This is a genomic window from Streptomyces sp. NPDC015144, from assembly GCF_043079735.1.
GTDB lineage: Bacteria > Actinomycetota > Actinomycetes > Streptomycetales > Streptomycetaceae > Streptomyces.
Map to the genome: position 1 here is coordinate 28,321 of NZ_JBIBUU010000005.1, position 18,355 is coordinate 46,675.

The 18,355-nt window shown below is 71.4% G+C and carries 20 protein-coding genes; 15 read left to right on the forward strand and 5 right to left on the reverse strand.

What is annotated here, in order from left to right:
- Positions 1–177 precede the first annotated feature (177 nt).
- The 8 genes from map (at position 178) to truA (ending at position 5,443) form a co-directional block, all read left to right on the forward strand.
- Positions 178–1,014 carry a type I methionyl aminopeptidase gene (gene map, locus ACF08W_RS10905; RefSeq protein ID WP_392279078.1) on the forward strand — a complete coding sequence of 279 codons (837 nt, stop codon included), beginning with the start codon at positions 178–180 and terminating at the stop codon, positions 1,012–1,014.
- Between the two features lie 196 nt (positions 1,015–1,210).
- Entirely contained in the window at positions 1,211–1,432 is a 222-nt protein-coding gene (gene infA / locus ACF08W_RS10910) for a translation initiation factor IF-1 (RefSeq protein WP_003956442.1), read from the forward strand.
- Positions 1,433–1,492: 60 nt separating this feature from the next.
- A complete protein-coding gene (gene rpmJ / locus ACF08W_RS10915) occupies positions 1,493–1,606 on the forward strand; it encodes a 50S ribosomal protein L36 (RefSeq protein ID WP_003956441.1) in 114 nt (37 codons plus the stop codon).
- Positions 1,607–1,800: 194 nt separating this feature from the next.
- Entirely contained in the window at positions 1,801–2,181 is a 381-nt protein-coding gene (rpsM, locus tag ACF08W_RS10920; RefSeq protein WP_148838713.1) for a 30S ribosomal protein S13, read from the forward strand.
- A 104-nt stretch (positions 2,182–2,285) separates the two neighbouring features.
- Positions 2,286–2,690 carry a 30S ribosomal protein S11 gene (gene rpsK / locus ACF08W_RS10925; protein WP_003956432.1) on the forward strand — a complete coding sequence of 135 codons (405 nt, stop codon included), beginning with the start codon at positions 2,286–2,288 and terminating at the stop codon, positions 2,688–2,690.
- Positions 2,691–2,829: 139 nt separating this feature from the next.
- Entirely contained in the window at positions 2,830–3,852 is a 1,023-nt protein-coding gene (locus ACF08W_RS10930) for a DNA-directed RNA polymerase subunit alpha (protein ID WP_024755423.1), read from the forward strand.
- 120 nt (positions 3,853–3,972) lie between these two features.
- On the forward strand, positions 3,973–4,473 hold the full coding sequence (rplQ, locus tag ACF08W_RS10935) for a 50S ribosomal protein L17 (RefSeq protein ID WP_352281028.1): 501 nt from the start codon (positions 3,973–3,975) through the stop codon (positions 4,471–4,473).
- A 115-nt stretch (positions 4,474–4,588) separates the two neighbouring features.
- Positions 4,589–5,443, forward strand: a complete 855-nt coding sequence (gene truA / locus ACF08W_RS10940) for a tRNA pseudouridine(38-40) synthase TruA (RefSeq protein WP_392279079.1) — start codon at positions 4,589–4,591, stop codon at positions 5,441–5,443.
- A 25-nt stretch (positions 5,444–5,468) separates the two neighbouring features.
- On the opposite strand, the gene ACF08W_RS10945 is transcribed toward truA, so the two are convergent.
- A complete protein-coding gene (locus ACF08W_RS10945; protein ID WP_392279080.1) occupies positions 5,469–6,329 on the reverse strand; it encodes a hypothetical protein in 861 nt (286 codons plus the stop codon).
- A gap of 229 nt (positions 6,330–6,558) precedes the next feature.
- On the opposite strand from ACF08W_RS10945, the gene ACF08W_RS10950 reads away from it, so the two are divergent.
- The 4 genes from ACF08W_RS10950 to glmM all read left to right on the forward strand — a co-directional run bounded on the left by ACF08W_RS10950 (position 6,559) and on the right by glmM (position 11,030).
- Positions 6,559–8,178: an ABC-F family ATP-binding cassette domain-containing protein gene (locus ACF08W_RS10950; RefSeq protein ID WP_392279081.1), complete on the forward strand. Its 1,620-nt coding sequence runs from the start codon at positions 6,559–6,561 to the stop codon at positions 8,176–8,178.
- A gap of 231 nt (positions 8,179–8,409) precedes the next feature.
- On the forward strand, positions 8,410–8,853 hold the full coding sequence (gene rplM / locus ACF08W_RS10955; RefSeq protein ID WP_352281036.1) for a 50S ribosomal protein L13: 444 nt from the start codon (positions 8,410–8,412) through the stop codon (positions 8,851–8,853).
- A gap of 44 nt (positions 8,854–8,897) precedes the next feature.
- Positions 8,898–9,425, forward strand: a complete 528-nt coding sequence (gene rpsI / locus ACF08W_RS10960) for a 30S ribosomal protein S9 (protein WP_352281038.1) — start codon at positions 8,898–8,900, stop codon at positions 9,423–9,425.
- A 246-nt stretch (positions 9,426–9,671) separates the two neighbouring features.
- Positions 9,672–11,030, forward strand: a complete 1,359-nt coding sequence (gene glmM, locus ACF08W_RS10965) for a phosphoglucosamine mutase (RefSeq protein WP_385208267.1) — start codon at positions 9,672–9,674, stop codon at positions 11,028–11,030.
- Positions 11,031–11,073: 43 nt separating this feature from the next.
- Here glmM and coaA read toward each other — a convergent pair whose 3' ends face one another.
- The 4 genes from coaA to ACF08W_RS10985 all read right to left on the reverse strand — a co-directional run bounded on the left by coaA (position 11,074) and on the right by ACF08W_RS10985 (position 14,448).
- The gene (coaA, locus tag ACF08W_RS10970) at positions 11,074–12,069 is read right to left on the reverse strand and encodes a type I pantothenate kinase (RefSeq protein WP_385208271.1); all 996 of its coding nucleotides are present in this window, start codon (positions 12,067–12,069) and stop codon (positions 11,074–11,076) included.
- Between the two features lie 74 nt (positions 12,070–12,143).
- Entirely contained in the window at positions 12,144–12,611 is a 468-nt protein-coding gene (locus ACF08W_RS10975; RefSeq protein ID WP_392279082.1) for a hypothetical protein, read from the reverse strand.
- Positions 12,612–12,877: 266 nt separating this feature from the next.
- Positions 12,878–13,861 carry a CU044_5270 family protein gene (locus ACF08W_RS10980; protein WP_392279083.1) on the reverse strand — a complete coding sequence of 328 codons (984 nt, stop codon included), beginning with the start codon at positions 13,859–13,861 and terminating at the stop codon, positions 12,878–12,880.
- Entirely contained in the window at positions 13,849–14,448 is a 600-nt protein-coding gene (locus ACF08W_RS10985) for an RNA polymerase sigma factor (protein WP_385208281.1), read from the reverse strand. Before ACF08W_RS10985 ends, ACF08W_RS10980 begins: the two co-directional genes overlap by 13 nt.
- Before the next feature lie 151 nt (positions 14,449–14,599).
- On the opposite strand from ACF08W_RS10985, the gene glmS reads away from it, so the two are divergent.
- From glmS to ACF08W_RS11000, 3 genes are read left to right on the forward strand one after another with little or no spacing between them, the layout of a single operon-like run.
- Complete coding sequence (gene glmS, locus ACF08W_RS10990; RefSeq protein WP_392279084.1) at positions 14,600–16,447, forward strand: glutamine--fructose-6-phosphate transaminase (isomerizing); 1,848 nt, start codon at positions 14,600–14,602, stop codon at positions 16,445–16,447.
- Positions 16,448–16,493: 46 nt separating this feature from the next.
- Positions 16,494–16,862: a holo-ACP synthase gene (locus tag ACF08W_RS10995; protein WP_352281050.1), complete on the forward strand. Its 369-nt coding sequence runs from the start codon at positions 16,494–16,496 to the stop codon at positions 16,860–16,862.
- Positions 16,863–16,866: 4 nt separating this feature from the next.
- On the forward strand, positions 16,867–18,324 hold the full coding sequence (locus tag ACF08W_RS11000; protein ID WP_352281051.1) for an NAD(P)H-hydrate dehydratase: 1,458 nt from the start codon (positions 16,867–16,869) through the stop codon (positions 18,322–18,324).
- Positions 18,325–18,355: the final 31 nt, after the last annotated feature.

The window sequence follows — 18,355 nt, forward strand, 5'->3', positions numbered from 1 at the left end:
GGTTGGGTGGCTTTTAGGGCGGGTAAGCAGCCCCCCCCCCCCCCCCCCGCGGGCCGGGGGGGGGGGGCGCCCCCCGCCCCCCGCCCCCGACTGCGTGCGCCGTATCGTGGAACGGGTACGCCGCAGACATCCCCGTTCGACATGGATCGACGGGCCGACGCAGAGAGGCGCCGCGTAATGGTGCAGATCAAGACCCCCGAGCAGATCGCCAAGATGCGTGAGGCGGGGCTGGTGGTCGCTGCCATTCACGCGGCCACCCGCGAGGCGGCGGTGCCCGGCGCCACCACGCACGACCTCGACCAGGTCGCCCGCAAGGTGATCGCCGACCACGGCGCGAAGTCGAACTTCCTCGGCTACGGCGGCTTCCCCGCGACGATCTGCACCTCGGTCAACGAGGTCGTCGTCCACGGGATCCCGGACGAGAAGACCGTCCTCAAGGACGGCGACATCATCTCCATCGACGCCGGCGCGATCGTCGACGGCTGGCACGGCGACGCCGCGTACACCGCCTTCGTGGGCACCGGACACGCTCCGGAGCTGATCGAGCTCTCCCGGGTGACCGAGGAGTCGATGTGGGCCGGGATCGCCGCGATGAAGGTCAACAACCGCCTCGTCGACATCTCGAAGGCGATCGAGTCCTACATCCGCCGCCAGCCCCGCCCCGCCACCGGCAAGTACGGGATCATCGAGGACTACGGCGGCCACGGCATCGGCACCGAGATGCACATGGACCCGCACCTGCTGAACTACGTCGCCCGCAAGCGCGGCAAGGGCATCAAGCTGGTCCCGGGCGTCTGCCTCGCCATCGAGCCGATGGTCTCGCTCGGCACGGCGCGGACCGAGGTCCTCCAGGACGACTGGACCGTGATCACGACCGACGGCACCTGGTCCTCCCACTGGGAGCACTCGATCGCCCTCACCGAGCAGGGCCCCCTGGTCCTCACCGCCCCCGACTGCGGCCGCGCGAAGCTGGCCCAGTACGGGATCGAGGCGGCGCCGGACCCGCTGGGCTGACCGGCGCGGCGGAACCCGGTACAGCGGGCCGAAGCCGGGGCTTTACCGAGGTCTAAGGATCTCTCCGGCTGGGCAAACTTGACGGATTCGTCTTTTGGGGTCCGCTGACGTAGACTGACTCGTCGGCTGTCGTGCATCGGTATGTCCGCATGCGATGCCGAGAGTCGATCAAGGTAGCCGATTCGAAAGGCGAAGCGTGGCCAAGAAGCAAGGTGCCATCGAAATCGAGGGCACCGTGATCGAGTCCCTCCCGAACGCCATGTTCAAGGTGGAACTCCAGAACGGTCACAAGGTCCTCGCGCACATCAGCGGCAAGATGCGGATGCACTACATCCGAATCCTTCCGGATGACCGGGTCGTCGTGGAGCTCTCTCCGTACGACCTGACGCGTGGCCGGATCGTCTACCGCTACAAGTAGATCTTGCCTCTGCCTCGCATTCGCGAGGCGACGGCACTGACCCGGAGAACCTGACATCCCATGAAGGTCAAGCCGAGCGTCAAGAAGATCTGCGACAAGTGCAAGGTGATCCGCCGTCACGGTCGGGTCATGGTCATCTGCGACAACCTGCGCCACAAGCAGCGCCAGGGCTGACGCACGACCACCTGCATCTCGCAGTACTTCGCGCGACGCACGTAATACGTACATACGCAGAGTCCGTCCACGCTTCGGCTGACGACACCTCCGGCGGGGGCCGGGGACCTGGGCGTACCACCTCTCCTCCCGAGAGGTCGGCGATCAGGAGCGGCACTGTGGAAGACCCCCGAACGAACAACTGGAGCCATTGAATGGCACGCGTTTCAGGTGTTGACATCCCGCGCGAAAAGCGCGTGGAGGTCGCCCTCACCTACGTCTTCGGCATCGGGCGCACCCGGTCCAAGGAGATCCTCGCCGCCACCGACGTGAACCCGAACACCCGCGTTCGCGACCTGGCCGAAGAGGACCTGGTCAAGATCCGCGAGTACGTGGACGCCAACCTCCGTACCGAGGGTGACCTCCGCCGCGAGATCCAGGCCGACATCCGCCGCAAGGTCGAGATCGGCTGCTACCAGGGTCTGCGTCACCGCCGCGGTCTGCCGGTTCACGGCCAGCGCACCAGCACGAACGCTCGTACCCGCAAGGGCCCGCGTCGCGCGATCGCCGGTAAGAAGAAGCCGGGCAAGAAGTAGTCCTCAGCGGACGCACTGCGGTCGTCCGGTCACCGGGCATCCGCAGCAACCAGCGGTCTTCGCTGTAGGACCGATCACCTCCCCTCTCCATCTGGAGTCAAGACATGCCCCCCAAGGGTCGTCAGGGCGCAGCCAAGAAGGTGCGTCGCAAGGAAAAGAAGAACGTCGCTCACGGCCACGCGCACATCAAGAGCACGTTCAACAACACCATCGTCTCGATCACGGACCCCTCGGGCAACGTGATCTCCTGGGCCTCCGCCGGCCACGTCGGCTTCAAGGGCTCGCGCAAGTCCACCCCCTTCGCCGCGCAGATGGCCGCCGAGTCGGCCGCCCGCCGCGCGCAGGAGCACGGCATGCGCAAGGTCGACGTCTTCGTGAAGGGTCCGGGCTCCGGCCGCGAGACCGCGATCCGTTCGCTCCAGGCCACCGGCCTGGAGGTCGGTTCGATCCAGGACGTCACCCCGACGCCGCACAACGGCTGCCGTCCGCCGAAGCGCCGTCGCGTCTGATCCGTCACGGCCGGTGACGGCCGTGCGTCCATGACGCGGATGCGGGCGGTATGTCCCTTCCGGGGGCATGCCGCCCGTATCCTTGTTTCATCTGTCGGGCATCAAATAGTGGGTGCCCACGACTGAAGAGGATCTCCTCATGCTTATCGCTCAGCGTCCTTCGCTGACCGAAGAGGTCGTCGACGAGTTCCGCTCCCGGTTCGTCATCGAGCCGCTGGAGCCGGGCTTCGGCTACACCCTCGGCAACTCCCTGCGCCGCACGCTCCTCTCCTCGATCCCCGGTGCCGCTGTCACCAGCATCCGGATCGACGGTGTCCTGCACGAGTTCACCACCGTGCCGGGCGTCAAGGAGGACGTGACCGACCTCATCCTCAACATCAAGCAGCTGGTCGTCTCCTCGGAGCACGACGAGCCGGTCGTGATGTACCTGCGCAAGCAGGGCCCCGGCCTGGTCACCGCCGCGGACATCGCGCCGCCGGCCGGTGTCGAGGTGCACAACCCGGACCTGGTCCTCGCCACGCTCAACGGCAAGGGCAAGCTGGAGATGGAGCTGACCGTCGAGCGCGGTCGCGGCTACGTCTCCGCCGTCCAGAACAAGCAGGCGGGCCAGGAGATCGGCCGTATTCCGGTCGACTCCATCTACTCGCCGGTGCTCAAGGTCACCTACAAGGTCGAGGCGACCCGTGTCGAGCAGCGCACCGACTTCGACAAGCTGATCGTCGACGTCGAGACCAAGCAGGCCATGCGTCCCCGTGACGCCATGGCGTCGGCCGGCAAGACCCTGGTCGAGCTGTTCGGCCTGGCGCGCGAGCTCAACATCGACGCCGAGGGCATCGACATGGGCCCGTCGCCGACGGACGCCGCGCTCGCCGCCGATCTGGCGCTGCCGATCGAGGAGCTGGAGCTCACGGTCCGCTCGTACAACTGCCTCAAGCGCGAGGGCATCCACTCCGTGGGTGAGCTCGTGGCCCGTTCCGAGGCCGACCTGCTCGACATCCGCAACTTCGGTGCGAAGTCGATCGACGAGGTCAAGGCGAAGCTGGCCGGTATGGGCCTGGCGCTGAAGGACTCGCCTCCCGGCTTCGACCCGACCGCCGCCGCCGACGCCTTCGGCGCCGACGACGACGCGGACGCCGGTTTCGTGGAGACCGAGCAGTACTGATCCACCTCCCCGGCCGGGCCTTCCGCCCGGCCGGGGCCATGGTCTTCCGCGCGGCGTCCGCCGCGCGGGAACTGACACCGGTACCTGACACGGCCGGTGCAGCACACAAGGAGAAACACCATGCCGAAGCCCGCCAAGGGTGCCCGTCTGGGCGGCAGCGCCGCGCACGAGAAGCTTCTTCTCAACAACCTCGCGAAGTCGCTGTTCGAGCACGGCCGCATCACCACGACCGAGGCCAAGGCCCGTCGCCTGCGTCCGGTCGCCGAGCGTTTCATCACCAAGGCGAAGAAGGGCGACATCCACAACCGTCGCCTGGTGCTGCAGTCGATCACGGACAAGGGCGTCGTCCACACGCTCTTCACCGAGATCGCCCCGCGGTACGAGAACCGCCCCGGTGGCTACACCCGTATCACCAAGATCGGCAACCGTCGTGGCGACAACGCCCCGATGGCGGTCATCGAGCTGGTCGAGGCGCTGACCGTGGCCCAGGAGGCCACCGGTGAGGCCGAGGCCGCCACGAAGCGCGCGGTCAAGGAGGACGCCCTCAAGAAGGACGCCGCCGAGACCGAGGCCGTCGAGGACGCCAAGCCGGCCGACGACGCCGAGTCCAAGGACGCCTGAGCGTTCTGAGACCGCAGGACGGGCCCGCACTACCCTTCGGGGCGGTGCGGGCCCGTTCCGTATGCACCTGACGCATCTGATGCACCTGCACGTACCGGTAGTAAAGGACCCTGGGGTGAGTGACGAAGTGGAGCCCGGCCACGTACGGGTTCGGCTGGACCTGGCGTACGACGGCAAGGACTTCTCGGGCTGGGCGAAGCAGACCTCCCGGCGGACCGTCCAGGGGGAGATCGAGGACGCGCTGCGGACCGTGACCCGGTCCGCGCGGGCGTACGACCTGACCGTGGCCGGGCGGACCGACGCCGGGGTGCACGCCCGGGGCCAGGTCGCCCATGTCGACCTGCCGGACGAGGTGTGGGCGGAGCACGGGGACAAGCTGCTGCGGCGGATGGCCGGACGGATGGCGCCCGACGTCCGCATCCGGCGGATCGCGCCGGCGCCCGCCGGGTTCAACGCGCGGTTCTCCGCGCTGTGGCGCCGGTACGCGTACCGGGTCTGCGACGCGCCCGGCGGGGTGGACCCGCTGGTGCGGGGTCATGTGCTGTGGCACGACCGGCCGTTGGACGTCGACGCGATGAACGCGGCGGCCGTCCGGATGACCGGGGAGCACGACTTCGCCGCGTACTGCAAGAAGCGCGAGGGCGCGACGACGATCCGGACGCTCCAGAAGCTGAGCTGGGAGCGGGACCCGGCGACCGGGATCATGACGGCGACCGTGCAGGCGGACGCGTTCTGCCACAACATGGTGCGCGCGCTGATCGGGGCAGCGCTGTTCGTGGGCGACGGGCGCCGGCCGGCCGAATGGCCCGCCCAGGTGCTCGCCGCGCGGGTGCGCGACCCCGGGGTCCACGTGGTGCGGCCGCACGGGCTGACGCTGGAGGAAGTGGCCTACCCGGCCGACGCGCTGCTGGCCGCCCGCGCCGAGGAGGCGCGCAATGTGCGCACCCTCCCCGGCGCGGGCTGCTGCTGATCCGCCGTCAGGACCACCGGGACCGTCAGTCGGAACCGGCCTGGGCGGTGGCCGCCGCCGACGCCTGGAGCTCGCCTCGGTGACGGATCTGACGGAACGTGAAGTTCGTCAGGTCGTCACCGGTGGCGTAGACGTTCTTGTCGGCCGTGGTGACGCTCTTGCCGTTGGTGAAGCCGCTGATCGCGAAGTAGGCGTAGCGGCCGTAGGAGTTGGCGGTGCGTCGGCAGACCGACCCGGCCGGGCAGAAGGCCGGCACGCCCGCGCCGGGCAGGGTGGCGACGCTGCCGCTCGACTGCTGGGCCGCCTTCTTGGCCTGCGCCTCCGTACGGAACACCGCGAGGCCGACGGTGACGGCGACGCCGTCCTTGCTGTACGTGGCCCGGATCACCTGCTCGCAGCCGTTGTTCACCAGGATCGGGCCCAGCGCTCCCTTCGTCGTCGCGGCGCAGTTCTTCGTCTGCTGCGTCGCCCCCTTGGTGTAGACGCGGTCGCCCATGGTGAGCCCCTTGCCGGGGAAGAACGCGTCGACGGTGATCGGCGCCCGGTCCTTCTTCGCGTCGGACACGTAGTCCTTCGGGTCCGGCGGGGGCGGCGGGGCCACCGAGGAGAAGGACGGCTCGGGCTGGGCCGTCTCCTCCGGCAGATCGCTCGGTGCGGGAAGCTGGCTCGCGTTCTTGCCCGAGCCATGGGTGGTGTCGTTGTTGTTCGTCGAGATGACCGCCGCGGCCACGGCCGCGCCGATCGCCGCGGTGGCGAGTACGCCGCCACCGATCAGCAGCCACTTCTTGCGCCGGTTGCGCGCGGCGGACGCGTCGGCCATCGCCGCCCAGTCGGGAGTGTGCGAACCCCCTGGCCCCCCGAAGGGCCCCCCTTGCCCATAGCTCATGGGGCGAATCCTAGGGCCTCTTGTTTGGATCATGCCGGGTTCGCGTGCCCCGGTGCGCACGCTCGCCGCGTTGTCGTCGGTCGCCGACGCTCCGCGTCGTTTCCCTCCTCCGCCTTGCGATCGCACGCACCGGACCCCGCTCACTGATCCGGCCTGATCCAAACGAAAGACCCTGGGCGAGACGTAAACCGGTTGGGCCAGGGCTTCTCGGCCCGTGACAATGATGCGTATGGGACATCTCGAAGCGGGCCATCTGGAGTACTACCTGCCGGACGGGCGGGTGCTGCTGGGCGACGTGTCGTTCCGGGTGGCGGACGGTGCGGTGGTCGCGCTGGTCGGGGCCAACGGAGCGGGCAAGACCACGCTGCTCAGGCTGCTCTCCGGGGACCTCCAGCCGCAGGGCGGCTCCGTCTCGGTGAGCGGTGGGCTCGGGGTGATGCCGCAGTTCGTCGGCTCCGTACGGGACGGGCGGACCGTGCGGGACCTGCTGGTCTCCGTGGCCCCGCCGCGCATCAGGGAGGCGGCCCTGGCGGTCGACCGGGCCGAGGAGCTGATCCTCACCGTCGACGACGAGGCCGCGCAGATGGCGTACGCGCAGGCCCTGAGCGACTGGGCGGAGGCGCGGGGCTACGAGTCCGAGACCGTCTGGGACATCTGCACCATGGCCGCGCTCGGCATCCCGTACGAGAAGGCGCAGTGGCGCGAGGTGCGCACGCTCTCCGGCGGTGAGCAGAAGCGGCTCGTGCTGGAGGCGCTGCTGCGCGGGCCCGACGAGGTGCTGCTCCTGGACGAGCCGGACAACTATCTCGACGTGCCGGGGAAGCGGTGGCTGGAGGAGAGGCTGAAGGAGACCCGCAAGACGGTCCTCTTCGTCTCCCACGACCGCGAACTGCTCTCCCGGGCCGCAGAGAAGATCGTCAGCGTGGAGCCGAGCCCGGCCGGCAGCGACGTCTGGGTGCACGGCGGCGGCTTCGACACGTACCACCAGGCGCGCAAGGACCGGTTCGCCCGGTTCGAGGAGCTGCTGCGGCGCTGGGAGGAGGAGCACGCCCGGCTGAAGGCCCTCGTCCTGCGGCTGCGGCAGCAGGCGGCGAACAGCCCCGACATGGCCTCCCGCTACCGGGCGATGCAGACCCGCTTCAAGAAGTTCGAGGACGCGGGGCCGCCCCCGGAGCCGCCGCGCGAGCAGGAGATCACCATGCGGCTGCGCGGCGGCCGTACCGGCGTACGGGCCGTGACCTGCGAGAACCTTGAGCTGACCGGGCTGATGAAGCCGTTCGACCTGGAGATCTACTACGGGGAACGGGTCGCCGTCCTCGGCTCCAACGGCTCCGGCAAGTCGCACTTCCTGCGCCTGCTGGCCGGTGAGGACGTGGCGCACACCGGCACCTGGAAGCTGGGCGCCCGGGTCGTGCCCGGTCATTTCGCGCAGACCCACGCCCACCCCGAGCTGCTGGGCCGCACGCTGGTCGAGATCCTGTGGAAGGAGCACGCCAGGGACCGCGGCGGCGCCATGTCCGTACTGCGCCGCTACGAGCTGGAGCGCCAGGGCGACCAGCCCTTCGAGAAGCTGTCCGGCGGGCAGCAGGCCCGGTTCCAGATCCTGCTCCTGGAGCTGGCCGGTACGACCGCGCTGCTCCTGGACGAGCCGACGGACAACCTGGACCTGGAGTCGGCCGAGGCGCTCCAGGAGGGGCTGGAGGCGTACGAGGGGACGGTGCTGGCGGTCACCCACGACCGCTGGTTCGCCCGGTCCTTCGACCGCTACCTGGTCTTCGGCTCGGACGGGGTCGTGCGCGAGACGCGGGAGCCGGTCTGGGACGAGCGCCGGGTGGAGCGGGCCCGGTAGGGGTGGGGCGGCGCGTTTTGACCCGTGCGGGGCGGGGCGGGTAGTGTCGACGGTTGTTATGCGTATGGGCTGCGTGTTCTCACGCGAAGAGCCCTTGCGCTAGTTCTCTGGAGCAGTTACCAGTGGCTCGCATACGGGCGGTGTTCCCGGCATTGTGGGCCCCAGCTGCATGATCGCTTCAGAGGTGTCGTGTGTATGGACCCCATCCACTGAAGAAGCGAAGGCTACGAAGTGCGTACGTACAGCCCCAAGCCCGGCGATGTCACTCGCCAGTGGCACATCATTGACGCGCGGGACGTCGTCCTCGGCCGTCTGGCCAGCACGGCGGCGAACCTCCTCCGCGGCAAGCACAAGGCGATCTACGCCCCCCACATGGACATGGGCGACTTCGTCATCATCATCAACGCCGACAAGGTCCACCTGTCCGGCAACAAGAAGACCCAGAAGATGGCGTACCGCCACTCCGGGTTCCCGGGTGGTCTCCGCTCCGTCCGCTACGACGAGCTGCTCGACAAGAACCCCGAGAAGGCTGTCGAGAAGGCCATCAAGGGCATGATCCCCAAGAACAGCCTGGGCCGTCAGGTGATCTCGAAGCTCAAGGTCTACGCGGGCGACCAGCACCCGCACGCTGCTCAGCAGCCGGTCCCGTTCGAGATCACCCAGGTCGCGCAGTAGTTCCGGCCTCCCCCTAAGACCAAAAGAAAGATCTGAGGAGCATCGTGGCCGAGACCACTGTTGAGAACCCCGTCGAGGGCACCGAGGGCGAGGAGATCTTCGCCGAGGTGACCACCTTCGAGTCCGAGGTTCCCGTCGAGGGCGAGTACACCAGCGAGTCGCTGGCCTCCCGCTTCGGCGACCCGCAGCCCGCCGCCGGCCTGGGCCGTCGGAAGAACGCCATCGCCCGCGTCCGGATCGTTCCGGGCTCCGGCAAGTGGAAGATCAACGGTCGCACCCTTGAGGACTACTTCCCCAACAAGGTGCACCAGCAGGAAGTCAACGAGCCCTTCAAGGTGCTCGAGCTCGACGACCGCTACGACGTCATCGCCCGCATCTCGGGTGGCGGCGTCTCGGGTCAGGCCGGTGCCCTGCGCCTCGGCGTCGCCCGTGCGCTGAACGAGGCCGACGTGGACAACAACCGTCCCGCGCTCAAGAAGGCCGGCTTCCTCTCCCGCGACGACCGTGCGGTCGAGCGCAAGAAGGCCGGTCTCAAGAAGGCCCGCAAGGCCCCGCAGTACAGCAAGCGCTAATCCGCCTGCTCACCTGCTGTTCACGTTCGCCCCGGCGGCACGCCTCGTGCCCGCCGGGGCGTTCGTTTATCGGCACCCCCGGGCGTATAACGGCATAAGCCGTTCATAGGCTTCTTTGTGCGGCGTTGCGTCGATCACGTGGCGTCGTGCGAACCGGCGGCGGGTGCGCGGTGTTGTGCGCGCCGTGTGCCGTGCCGCTTTGGTTGATTTGGTTGTGCGGTTTCGGAGCATCTTCGGAGGACACCAGTGGGACGACTCTTCGGCACGGACGGTGTGCGCGGTGTCGCCAATGCGGATCTGACGGCCGAGCTGGCGCTCGGTCTCTCGGTCGCTGCGGCGCATGTGCTCGCCGAGCACGGCACCCATGACGGGGCCCGGCCGACCGCCGTGGTGGGCCGTGACCCACGCGCCTCCGGGGAGTTCCTGGAGGCCGCGGTGGTGGCCGGGCTCGCCAGCGCGGGCGTGGACGTCCTGCGGGTCGGTGTGCTGCCCACCCCGGCGGTGGCGTATCTCACCGGGGCGCTGGGCGCCGACCTCGGCGTGATGCTCTCGGCGAGCCACAACTCCATGCCGGACAACGGTGTCAAGTTCATCGCCCGAGGCGGTCACAAGCTCTCCGACGAGCTGGAGGACCGGATCGAGACGCTGTACCGGCAGCACCGGAGCGGTGAGCCGTGGGCGCGTCCGACCGGCGCCGGCGTGGGGCGGGTCACCGAGTACACGGAGGGCTTCGACCGCTACGTGGCCCACCTGGTCGCGGTCCTGCCGAACCGGCTCGACGGGCTGAAGGTGGTGCTCGACGAGGCGCACGGCGCGGCCGCCCGGGTCTCGCCGGAAGCCTTCGCCCGGGCCGGCGCCGAGGTGATCACCATCGGGGCCGACCCGAACGGCCTGAACATCAACGACGGCTGCGGCTCCACCCACCTGGAGCCGCTGAAGGCCGCCGTCGTCGAGCACGGCGCCGACTTCGGCATCGCGCACGACGGCGACGCCGACCGCTGCCTGGCCGTGGACGCCTCGGGCGAGGAGGTCGACGGCGACCAGATCCTCGCGGTCCTGGCCCTCGCCATGCGCGAGAACGGGCAGCTGCGCAAGGACACCGTGGTCGGCACCGTGATGTCCAACCTCGGCTTCAAGATCGCGATGGAGCGGGAGGGCATCCAGCTCGTCCAGACCGCCGTCGGCGACCGCTACGTACTGGAGTCGATGAAGGCCGAGGGCTACGCGCTCGGCGGCGAGCAGTCCGGCCACGTCATCGTGCTGGACCACGCCACCACCGGCGACGGCACGCTGACCGGGCTCCTGCTCGCGGCCCGGGTCGCCGCCACCGGCCGTACGCTCGCCGATCTGGCCGGGGTCATGCAGCGGCTGCCGCAGCTGCTGATCAACGTCCGGGACGTCGACAAGTCCCGGGTCGGCAGCTCCCCGGAGATCGCTGCCGCCGTCGCCGAGGCCGAGGCCGAGCTGGGCTCCACCGGCCGGGTGCTGCTGCGCCAGTCGGGCACGGAGCCGCTGGTACGCGTCATGGTCGAGGCCGCCGACATCGAGCAGGCCCGCGCGGTCGCCGAGCGGCTGGCCGACGTGGTGAAGTCCGCGCTGGGCTGAGCGCCGTGCTTCCGCCGGGCGGTCCGCCCGGCGGAAGCACCGGTCAGAGCTTGCGCAGGGAGAGCCGCTGGACCTTGTGGTCGGGGCCCTTGCGGAGCACCAGGGTGGCGCGGCCCCGGGTGGGGGCGACGTTCTCCACCAGGTTGGGCCGGTTGACGGTCCGCCACATCGTCGCCGCGTACTCCATGGCCTCCCGCTCGGAGACCTGGGTGTACCTGCGGAAGTACGACGACGGGTCCTGGAACGCGGTGTCGCGCAGCTTGCGGAAGCGGTCGAGGTACCAGCTCTCGATGTCCTCGGTGCGGGCGTCCACGTACACGCTGAAGTCGAAGTAGTCGGCGAGGCCGACCCTGGTGCGGCCGTCCTTGCCGGGCAGCGCGGGCTGGAGGACGTTGAGCCCCTCGACGATCAGGATGTCGGGGCGGCGCACGCTGAGCCGCTCGTCCGGCACGATGTCGTAGATCAGGTGGGAGTAGACGGGCGCCGTCACCTCGTCCTTGCCGGCCTTGATGTCGGCGACGAAGCGGGTCAGGGCGCGCCGGTCGTACGACTCGGGGAAGCCCTTGCGGGACATCAGGCCGCGGGCCTTCAGCTCCTTCATCGGCAGCAGGAAGCCGTCGGTGGTCACCAGCTCGACGCGGGGGTGCTCGGGCCAGCGGGCCAGCAGCGCCTGGAGGATGCGCGCGGTGGTGGACTTGCCGACCGCGACACTGCCCGCGACGCCTATGACGAACGGGGTGCCGCTCTGGGCGCCGTGGCCGTTGCCCGCGTCGCCGAGGAAGGTGTTCAGCGCGCCGCGCAGCCCCGAGGTGGCCTGGACGTAGAGGTTGAGGAGCCGGGAGAGCGGCAGGTAGACGTCCCGTACCTCGTCGAGGTCGATGACGTCGCCGAGGCCGCGCAGCCGCTCGACCTCCTCGGCGGTCAGCGGCAGCGGCGTCTTGTCCCGCAGGGCGCTCCACTCGGCGCGGGACAGGTCGACGTACGGCGTCGTCGCGTGCTCGGCGCGTCGGTGGGTGCTCCGTGGCGGCGAAGTGATCACGGGTTCATTGTCGCGGGAGTTCGCACACGGTGGGGGGTGGGCTCGGTCACGTGGGGTACACCGGGCGTCGCCGTTCAGTCCGCCTTCTTCAGCACGCAGAGCTTCCCGTCGTCGGGGTCGCCGACGTACGTCCACAGGACGGGGACGCCGTCGCTCCTGGCGTCGTAGAAGCCGCTGATCTCCCCGTCGCCGTACGTGAAGCCGAGGTCGACGGAGGTGGCCCCCTCCTCGGTGGTCGAATCGCCGGCGTCCCACTTCCCCGACGCGGAGAGCCTGGACGGGAAGTCGAAGCCGGCGTGGAGGTTGTTGTCGAAGTCGACGTAGTCGCCGCAGACCTCGGTGGAGCTGAAGGTGCCGTCCGCGGCGAGGACGAGAATTCCGCCCCGGTCGTCCTGCCAGGTGCCGGTCAGTTCGTCCGCGGTCAGGGTGACCGGTGCACCGTCCGGTTCCGGGGGGACGTTGAGGTAGCGCAGGGTGAAGAGCCCGACGAACAGGGCCAACGGGACGACCACCACCAGGACCGCGCCGATGGCCACGCCCATCAGGACGCCGCCCCAGATCGGTATCCGGAATCTCCGCGGGGGAGGTGGCGGGGCGGGGTGCGGCGGGAGGGACCTGAGGTCCCAGGCCGGCCGCTGCGGCGCGGTCTCCGGTTGCTCTTCCCCGGTGCCGGACATGCGCATACCCCCCAGGTGCTCGGACGGCGGACGCGTACGGACGTCGCCGTGCCGTCATGATGCACCCGTGGGCACCGGCCGTCGGCTGCGGGGTGGTGTCCACACCCCCGTGGCGGACACCACCCGCCGGATCAGGGCTTCCGGCCCTTGCGGTCCACGACGGCGCCGGTGACGCGGGCCTCGCTGAGGGTGATCTGCCCCGCCTCGAACGCCATCGGCGGCGGCTTCTGCCCCTTCTTGCCGGGGAACACGAACGTGTAGTCCTCGGCCACCACGAAGCGCTCGCCGAGGTAGTCGAAGCTCCGCGGGTCGAGCAGGATCTCCCGCTGGTCGTGGCCGACGTCCTCCTTCCGGGTGATGGCGATGGCCTCGCGTCCGGCGGCGTCCTTCACCAGGTGGTCGGTGACGCGGACGCCGGGGATGGTGGCCATGGCCCGGTAGACCCGGGCGAGGGCGGCCGGGGAGATCGGGTACGTCCCGGCGACCAGGCTGATCGCGCGGAAGCTGTGCTGCGCCCTGCCCTCGGGCGGGTTCTCCGCGGTGTGACCGGTCGGGTAGAGGCGGCGGATCCCCTCCAGCAGCCGGGCCGGGTCGTCGGGCAGCGCGTTCGCGGCGCGGTAGACCTGGCGGGCCGTGCGGTAGTCGGTGTCCTTGCCGTGCTCGGCCGCGGCGGAGTTGTCGTACGGGACCCAGGAGTCGGAGGTGTCCGAGTCGGTGCCCGGGGTGCCGTCCGGCCCGTTCGTGGCGCTCACCGTCGTCGTCCTGGTGTAGATCCACTGGTGGTCGAGCGGCTCCGGCGGTACGGGCAGCCTCTCCAGGGCGTCGGCGGCCCGGTTCAGCACCTCGGCCGCGCTCGTCAGCCGTAGCGGCTTTGCGGTCGAGGCGGGCCCCGAGCGGTCCGGCGCGGTGTCCCAGAGCCGGGTGCCGAGCACCGCCGCCACGGTGAGCGCCGCGGCCGCCACGACGGCGACGGTCCGCCGCCGGGCCCACGGGTGCCGGGGGCGGCGGCCCGACGCGGCGGCCTCGACGAGCCGTCGGCGGCCCGGGGCGAGCGCCGGGCGGTCGGGAGCGGGCGCGTCGGCGCGGAACTCGCGCAGTCGGGTCATTTCGTCCATGACGAGGTCAGCTCCATGGCGTCGGGCGTGAACGTGGGGTCCGCGCCGAGGGCCTCGCGGACCTTGCGGCGGGCGCGGTTGAGCCGGGACCGTACGGTGCCGAGCGGGATGCCCAGGGCCTCGGCGACCTCCTGGTACCCGAGGTCGGCCCAGGCGACGAGCAGCAGCACATGGCGGTCGCCCGGGGAGAGCCGGGCGAGCGCGGCGGCCAGGGGCGCCCGGGCGGCGATCCGCTCCTCCACGTGCTCGCTCCAGGAGTCGGCCACCGGGTCGCGGCCGGTTCGGGCCAGGGCCCGCAGCGCGCGTTCCTCGCCGCGCCGGTGCTTGCCGATGAGGTTGGCGGCGATGCCGTACAGCCAGGGGCGGGCGCTGCGGCGGGCGGTGTCGTAGCGGTGCCGGGCCCGGAAGGCGGCGAGGAAGGTCTCCGCCGTGATGTCGTCCGCCGCGCCCTCCCCGAGACGGCGGGCGGCATAGCGGTGGATCTCCGGCGCGTGGCGGTCGTAGAGGCCGGCGAACGCCTCGGGCTCCTCGATCGACCGCGCGACGAGTTCGGCGTCGTCGTGCGGGCCCGTCGGTGGTCCGGTCACATCGGCTCCTGGGGTGGGGCGGGAGAGCGTGTCATCCCCTGTTCCCCGCCGGGCGCGGAAAGGTTCACGGGGCGCCGTCCTCCCCGACGTCCGGCGGGTCTTCTGCGACGATGCGAAGGAAAAGAGGCGGATTGGTGGAGAAGAGGCTGTTATGTGCGGGATCGTCGGTTACGTGGGCGGGCAGTCGGCGCAGGACATCGTCCTCGCGGGCCTGAGGCGTCTGGAGTACCGGGGCTACGACTCGGCGGGGCTCGCCGTGCTCGCGGACGGCGGGCTGGCCGCCGCGAAGAAGGCCGGAAAGCTCGTCAACCTGGAGAAGGCGCTGAACGAGGCCCCGCTCCCGGCCGGCACCACCGGCATCGGGCACACCCGCTGGGCCACCCACGGCGCCCCCACCGACGTCAACGCCCATCCCCACCTGGACAACGCGGGCCGGGTCGCCGTCGTGCACAACGGGATCATCGAGAACTTCGCCGCCCTGCGCGCCGAACTCGCCGGTCGCGGCCATGAACTGGCCTCCGAGACCGACACCGAGGTCGTCGCCCATCTGCTGGCCGAGGCCCACTCCGTCTGCGCCGATCCGGCGGAGGCGATGCGCCTGGTCTGCCGCCGGCTCGACGGCGCCTTCACGCTCGTCGCCGTCTTCGCGGACGTGCCGGACACGGTGGTCGGGGCGCGGCGCAACTCGCCGCTGGTGGTGGGGGTGGGGGAGGGCGAGGCGTTCCTGGCCTCCGACGTCGCCGCGTTCATCGCGCACACCCGCTCCGCGATCGAACTGGGCCAGGACCAGGTGGTCGAGCTGCGCCGGGAGGGGATCACCGTCACCGGCTTCGACGGACGGCCCGCCGAGGTCCGCGCGTACCACGTCGACTGGGACGTCTCCGCCGCCGAGAAGGGCGGCCACGACTCCTTCATGGACAAGGAGATCGCCGAGCAGCCCCGGGCCGTCGCCGACACCCTGCTCGGCCGGACCGACGGCGAGGGCTCGCTCCGCCTCGACGAGGTCCACATCCCGCCGCACGAGCTGCGCGAGGTCGACAAGATCGTCATCGTGGCCTGCGGGACCGCCTTCCACGCCGGGATGATCGCCAAGTACGCCATCGAGCACTGGACCCGCGTGCCCTGCGAGACCGAGCTGGCCAGCGAGTTCCGCTACCGCGACCCGATCCTCGACCACCGCACCCTGGTCGTCGCGATCTCGCAGTCCGGCGAGACGATGGACACCCTGATGGCGCTGCGCCACGCCCGCGAGCAGGGCGCCCGGGTCCTCGCGATCTGCAACACCAACGGCTCCACCATCCCCCGCGAGTCCGACGCGGTGCTCTACACGCACGCCGGGCCCGAGGTCGCCGTCGCCTCCACCAAGGCGTTCCTCACCCAGCTGGTCGCCTGCTACCTGGTCGCCCTCTACCTGGGCCAGGTCCGGGGCACGAAGTGGGGCGACGAGATCCGCACCGTGGTCCGCCAGCTCGCCACGATCCCCGGCGCCGTCGAACGGGTCCTGGCGGACATGGGGCCGGTACGGGACCTGGCCCGCTCCCTCGCGGACCGGGGCACCGTCCTCTTCCTGGGCCGCCACGTCGGCTACCCGGTGGCCCTGGAGGGCGCGCTGAAGCTCAAGGAGCTGGCGTACATGCACGCCGAGGGGTTCGCCGCCGGGGAGCTCAAGCACGGGCCGATCGCCCTCGTCGAGGAGGGGCTGCCGGTCGTCGTGGTGGTGCCCGCGCCGCGCGGCCGGTCGGTGCTGCACGACAAGATCGTCTCGAACATCCAGGAGATCCGGGCACGCGGCGCCCGCACCATCGTCATCGCCGAGGAGGGCGACGAGACGGTCGTCCCGTACGCCGACCATCTGATCCGGCTCCCCGTTACGCCTACGCTTCTTCAGCCGCTGGTCTCGACCGTGCCGCTCCAGGTCTTCGCCTGCGAGCTGGCCAGGGCCCGCGGCAACGACGTGGACCAGCCGCGCAATCTGGCGAAGTCCGTGACCGTGGAGTAGCCCGGTGCGCCGGTGGGCGGGCCGGCGAGGGACGAGGGGAAGACGCGTGATCATCGGGGTCGGGATCGACGTGGCCGAGATCGAACGGTTCGACGCGGCGCTGGAGCGTACGCCCCAGCTGGCCGACCGGCTCTTCGTGGAACGGGAGCTGAAGCTGCCCAGCGGCGAGCGGCGCGGGATCGCCTCGCTCGCCGCCCGGTTCGCCGCCAAGGAGGCCCTGGCGAAGGCGCTCGGCGCCCCCGCCGGGCTGCTGTGGACCGACGCCGAGGTGTACGTCGAGGAGAGCGGGCAGCCCCGGCTGCGGGTCCGCGGCACGGTCGCCGCCCGCGCCGCCGAGCTGGGCGTACGGCACTGGCACGTCTCGCTGAGCCACGACGCGGGAGTGGCGTCGGCGGTGGTTGTCGCGGAGGGTTGAGCACATGCGTACCGCCTACAGCGTCGAGACCGTACGGGCCGCCGAGCGGGCCCTCATGGAACGGCTCCCCGAAGGCACCCTGATGCGGAGGGCGGCGGCCGGGCTCGCCGCCGTCTGCGCCGATGTGCTGCGGCGGCACGGCCGGGTGTACGGGGCCCGGGTCGTCCTCCTGGTCGGCAGCGGCGACAACGGTGGGGACGCGCTGTACGCGGGCGCGCTCCTCGCCCGCCGGGGCGCCGGCGTGCGCGCCGTGCTCATCGCGCCGGACCGCGCCCACCCCGGCGGCCTGGCGGCGCTCCGCGCGGCCGGCGGAGCCACCGCGACCACCGCCGAACCGGAACCGTGGGGCGGCCGCGTCGACCTGGTGGTGGACGGGATCACCGGCATCGGCGGCCGGGGCGGGCTGCGCCCCGAGGCCGCCGGGGCGGTCCGGGCGCTGGCGGCGACCGGCGCGCCCCTGGTCGCCGTGGACCTGCCCAGCGGGGTCGAGGCCGGGACCGGGGAGGTGCGCGGCGAGGCGGTCCGCGCCGATGTCACGGTCACCTTCGGCACGTACAAGCCGGGCCTGCTCGTCGATCCGGCCGCCGAGCGGACCGGGGCGCTGCGCCTCGTCGACATCGGGCTCGGCCCCGAGCTGCCCGCCGTGCCCGAGCTGGAGGCGCTCCAGTACGCGGACGTCGCGGCCCTGCTGCCGGTGCCGGCCGCCGAGAGCGACAAGTACCGGCGCGGGGTCGTCGGGGTCGTCGCCGGGTCGGCCCGCTACCCGGGCGCGGCGGTGCTGGCCGTCTCCGGGGCGCTGCGGGGCGGGGCCGGGGCGGTGCGGTACGTCGGTCCGGGCGCGGACGCGGTGATCGCCCGGCATCCGGAGACCCTGGTGCACGCCGGGCCGCCGTCCGGGGCGGGGCGGGTGCAGTCCTGGGTCGTCGGCCCCGGGATCGGCGACGGCCCGCAGGCGGAGGGCGCGGTCCGGGACGTGCTGGCCGCCGAGGTCCCGGTGCTGGTGGACGCGGACGGGCTGCGGCTGCTGGACGTCGCCGCGGTCCGGGCGCGCACCGCCCCGACCGTGCTCACCCCGCACGCCGGGGAGGCCGCGGCCCTGCTCGGCGCCGCCCGCGAGGAGGTCGAGGCGGGGCGGCTCACCGCCGTACGGGAGCTGGCCGCCCGCTACCGGGCCACCGTCCTGCTCAAGGGCTCGACGACGCTGGTCGCCGCCCCGGACCCGGACGCCCCGGTGCGGGTCAACCCGACCGGCACGTCCTGGCTCGCCACGGCGGGCAGCGGCGACGTGCTCTCCGGGCTGACCGGCTCCCTGCTGGCCGCCGGGCTCGGCCCGCGCGACGCCGCGTCCGTCGCCGCCCACCTGCACGGGCTCGCCGCCCGCCACGCCTCGGACGGCGGCCCGGTCGCCGCCCAGGACGTCGCCGAGGCGATCCCGGCGGCATGGCGGGACGTACGGGCCTGAGCGATCCTGGCCGCAGACCCCGAGACGGCGG

What these genes read in the sequence shown, in the direction of transcription:
- map (WP_392279078.1), top strand. Translation starts at nt 178, where the DNA reads ATGGTGCAGATCAAGACCCCCGAGCAGATCGCCAAGATGCGTGAGGCG.
- rpmJ (WP_003956441.1), top strand. Translation starts at nt 1,493, where the DNA reads ATGAAGGTCAAGCCGAGCGTCAAGAAGATCTGCGACAAGTGCAAGGTG.
- rpsM (WP_148838713.1), top strand. Translation starts at nt 1,801, where the DNA reads ATGGCACGCGTTTCAGGTGTTGACATCCCGCGCGAAAAGCGCGTGGAG.
- rpsK (WP_003956432.1), top strand. Translation starts at nt 2,286, where the DNA reads ATGCCCCCCAAGGGTCGTCAGGGCGCAGCCAAGAAGGTGCGTCGCAAG.
- ACF08W_RS10930 (WP_024755423.1), top strand. Translation starts at nt 2,830, where the DNA reads ATGCTTATCGCTCAGCGTCCTTCGCTGACCGAAGAGGTCGTCGACGAG.
- rplQ (WP_352281028.1), top strand. Translation starts at nt 3,973, where the DNA reads ATGCCGAAGCCCGCCAAGGGTGCCCGTCTGGGCGGCAGCGCCGCGCAC.
- ACF08W_RS10945 (WP_392279080.1), bottom strand. Translation starts at nt 6,329, where the DNA reads ATGAGCTATGGGCAAGGGGGGCCCTTCGGGGGGCCAGGGGGTTCGCAC.
- ACF08W_RS10950 (WP_392279081.1), top strand. Translation starts at nt 6,559, where the DNA reads ATGGGACATCTCGAAGCGGGCCATCTGGAGTACTACCTGCCGGACGGG.
- ACF08W_RS10975 (WP_392279082.1), bottom strand. Translation starts at nt 12,611, where the DNA reads ATGGGCGTGGCCATCGGCGCGGTCCTGGTGGTGGTCGTCCCGTTGGCC.
- ACF08W_RS10980 (WP_392279083.1), bottom strand. Translation starts at nt 13,861, where the DNA reads ATGGACGAAATGACCCGACTGCGCGAGTTCCGCGCCGACGCGCCCGCT.
- glmS (WP_392279084.1), top strand. Translation starts at nt 14,600, where the DNA reads ATGTGCGGGATCGTCGGTTACGTGGGCGGGCAGTCGGCGCAGGACATC.
- ACF08W_RS11000 (WP_352281051.1), top strand. Translation starts at nt 16,867, where the DNA reads ATGCGTACCGCCTACAGCGTCGAGACCGTACGGGCCGCCGAGCGGGCC.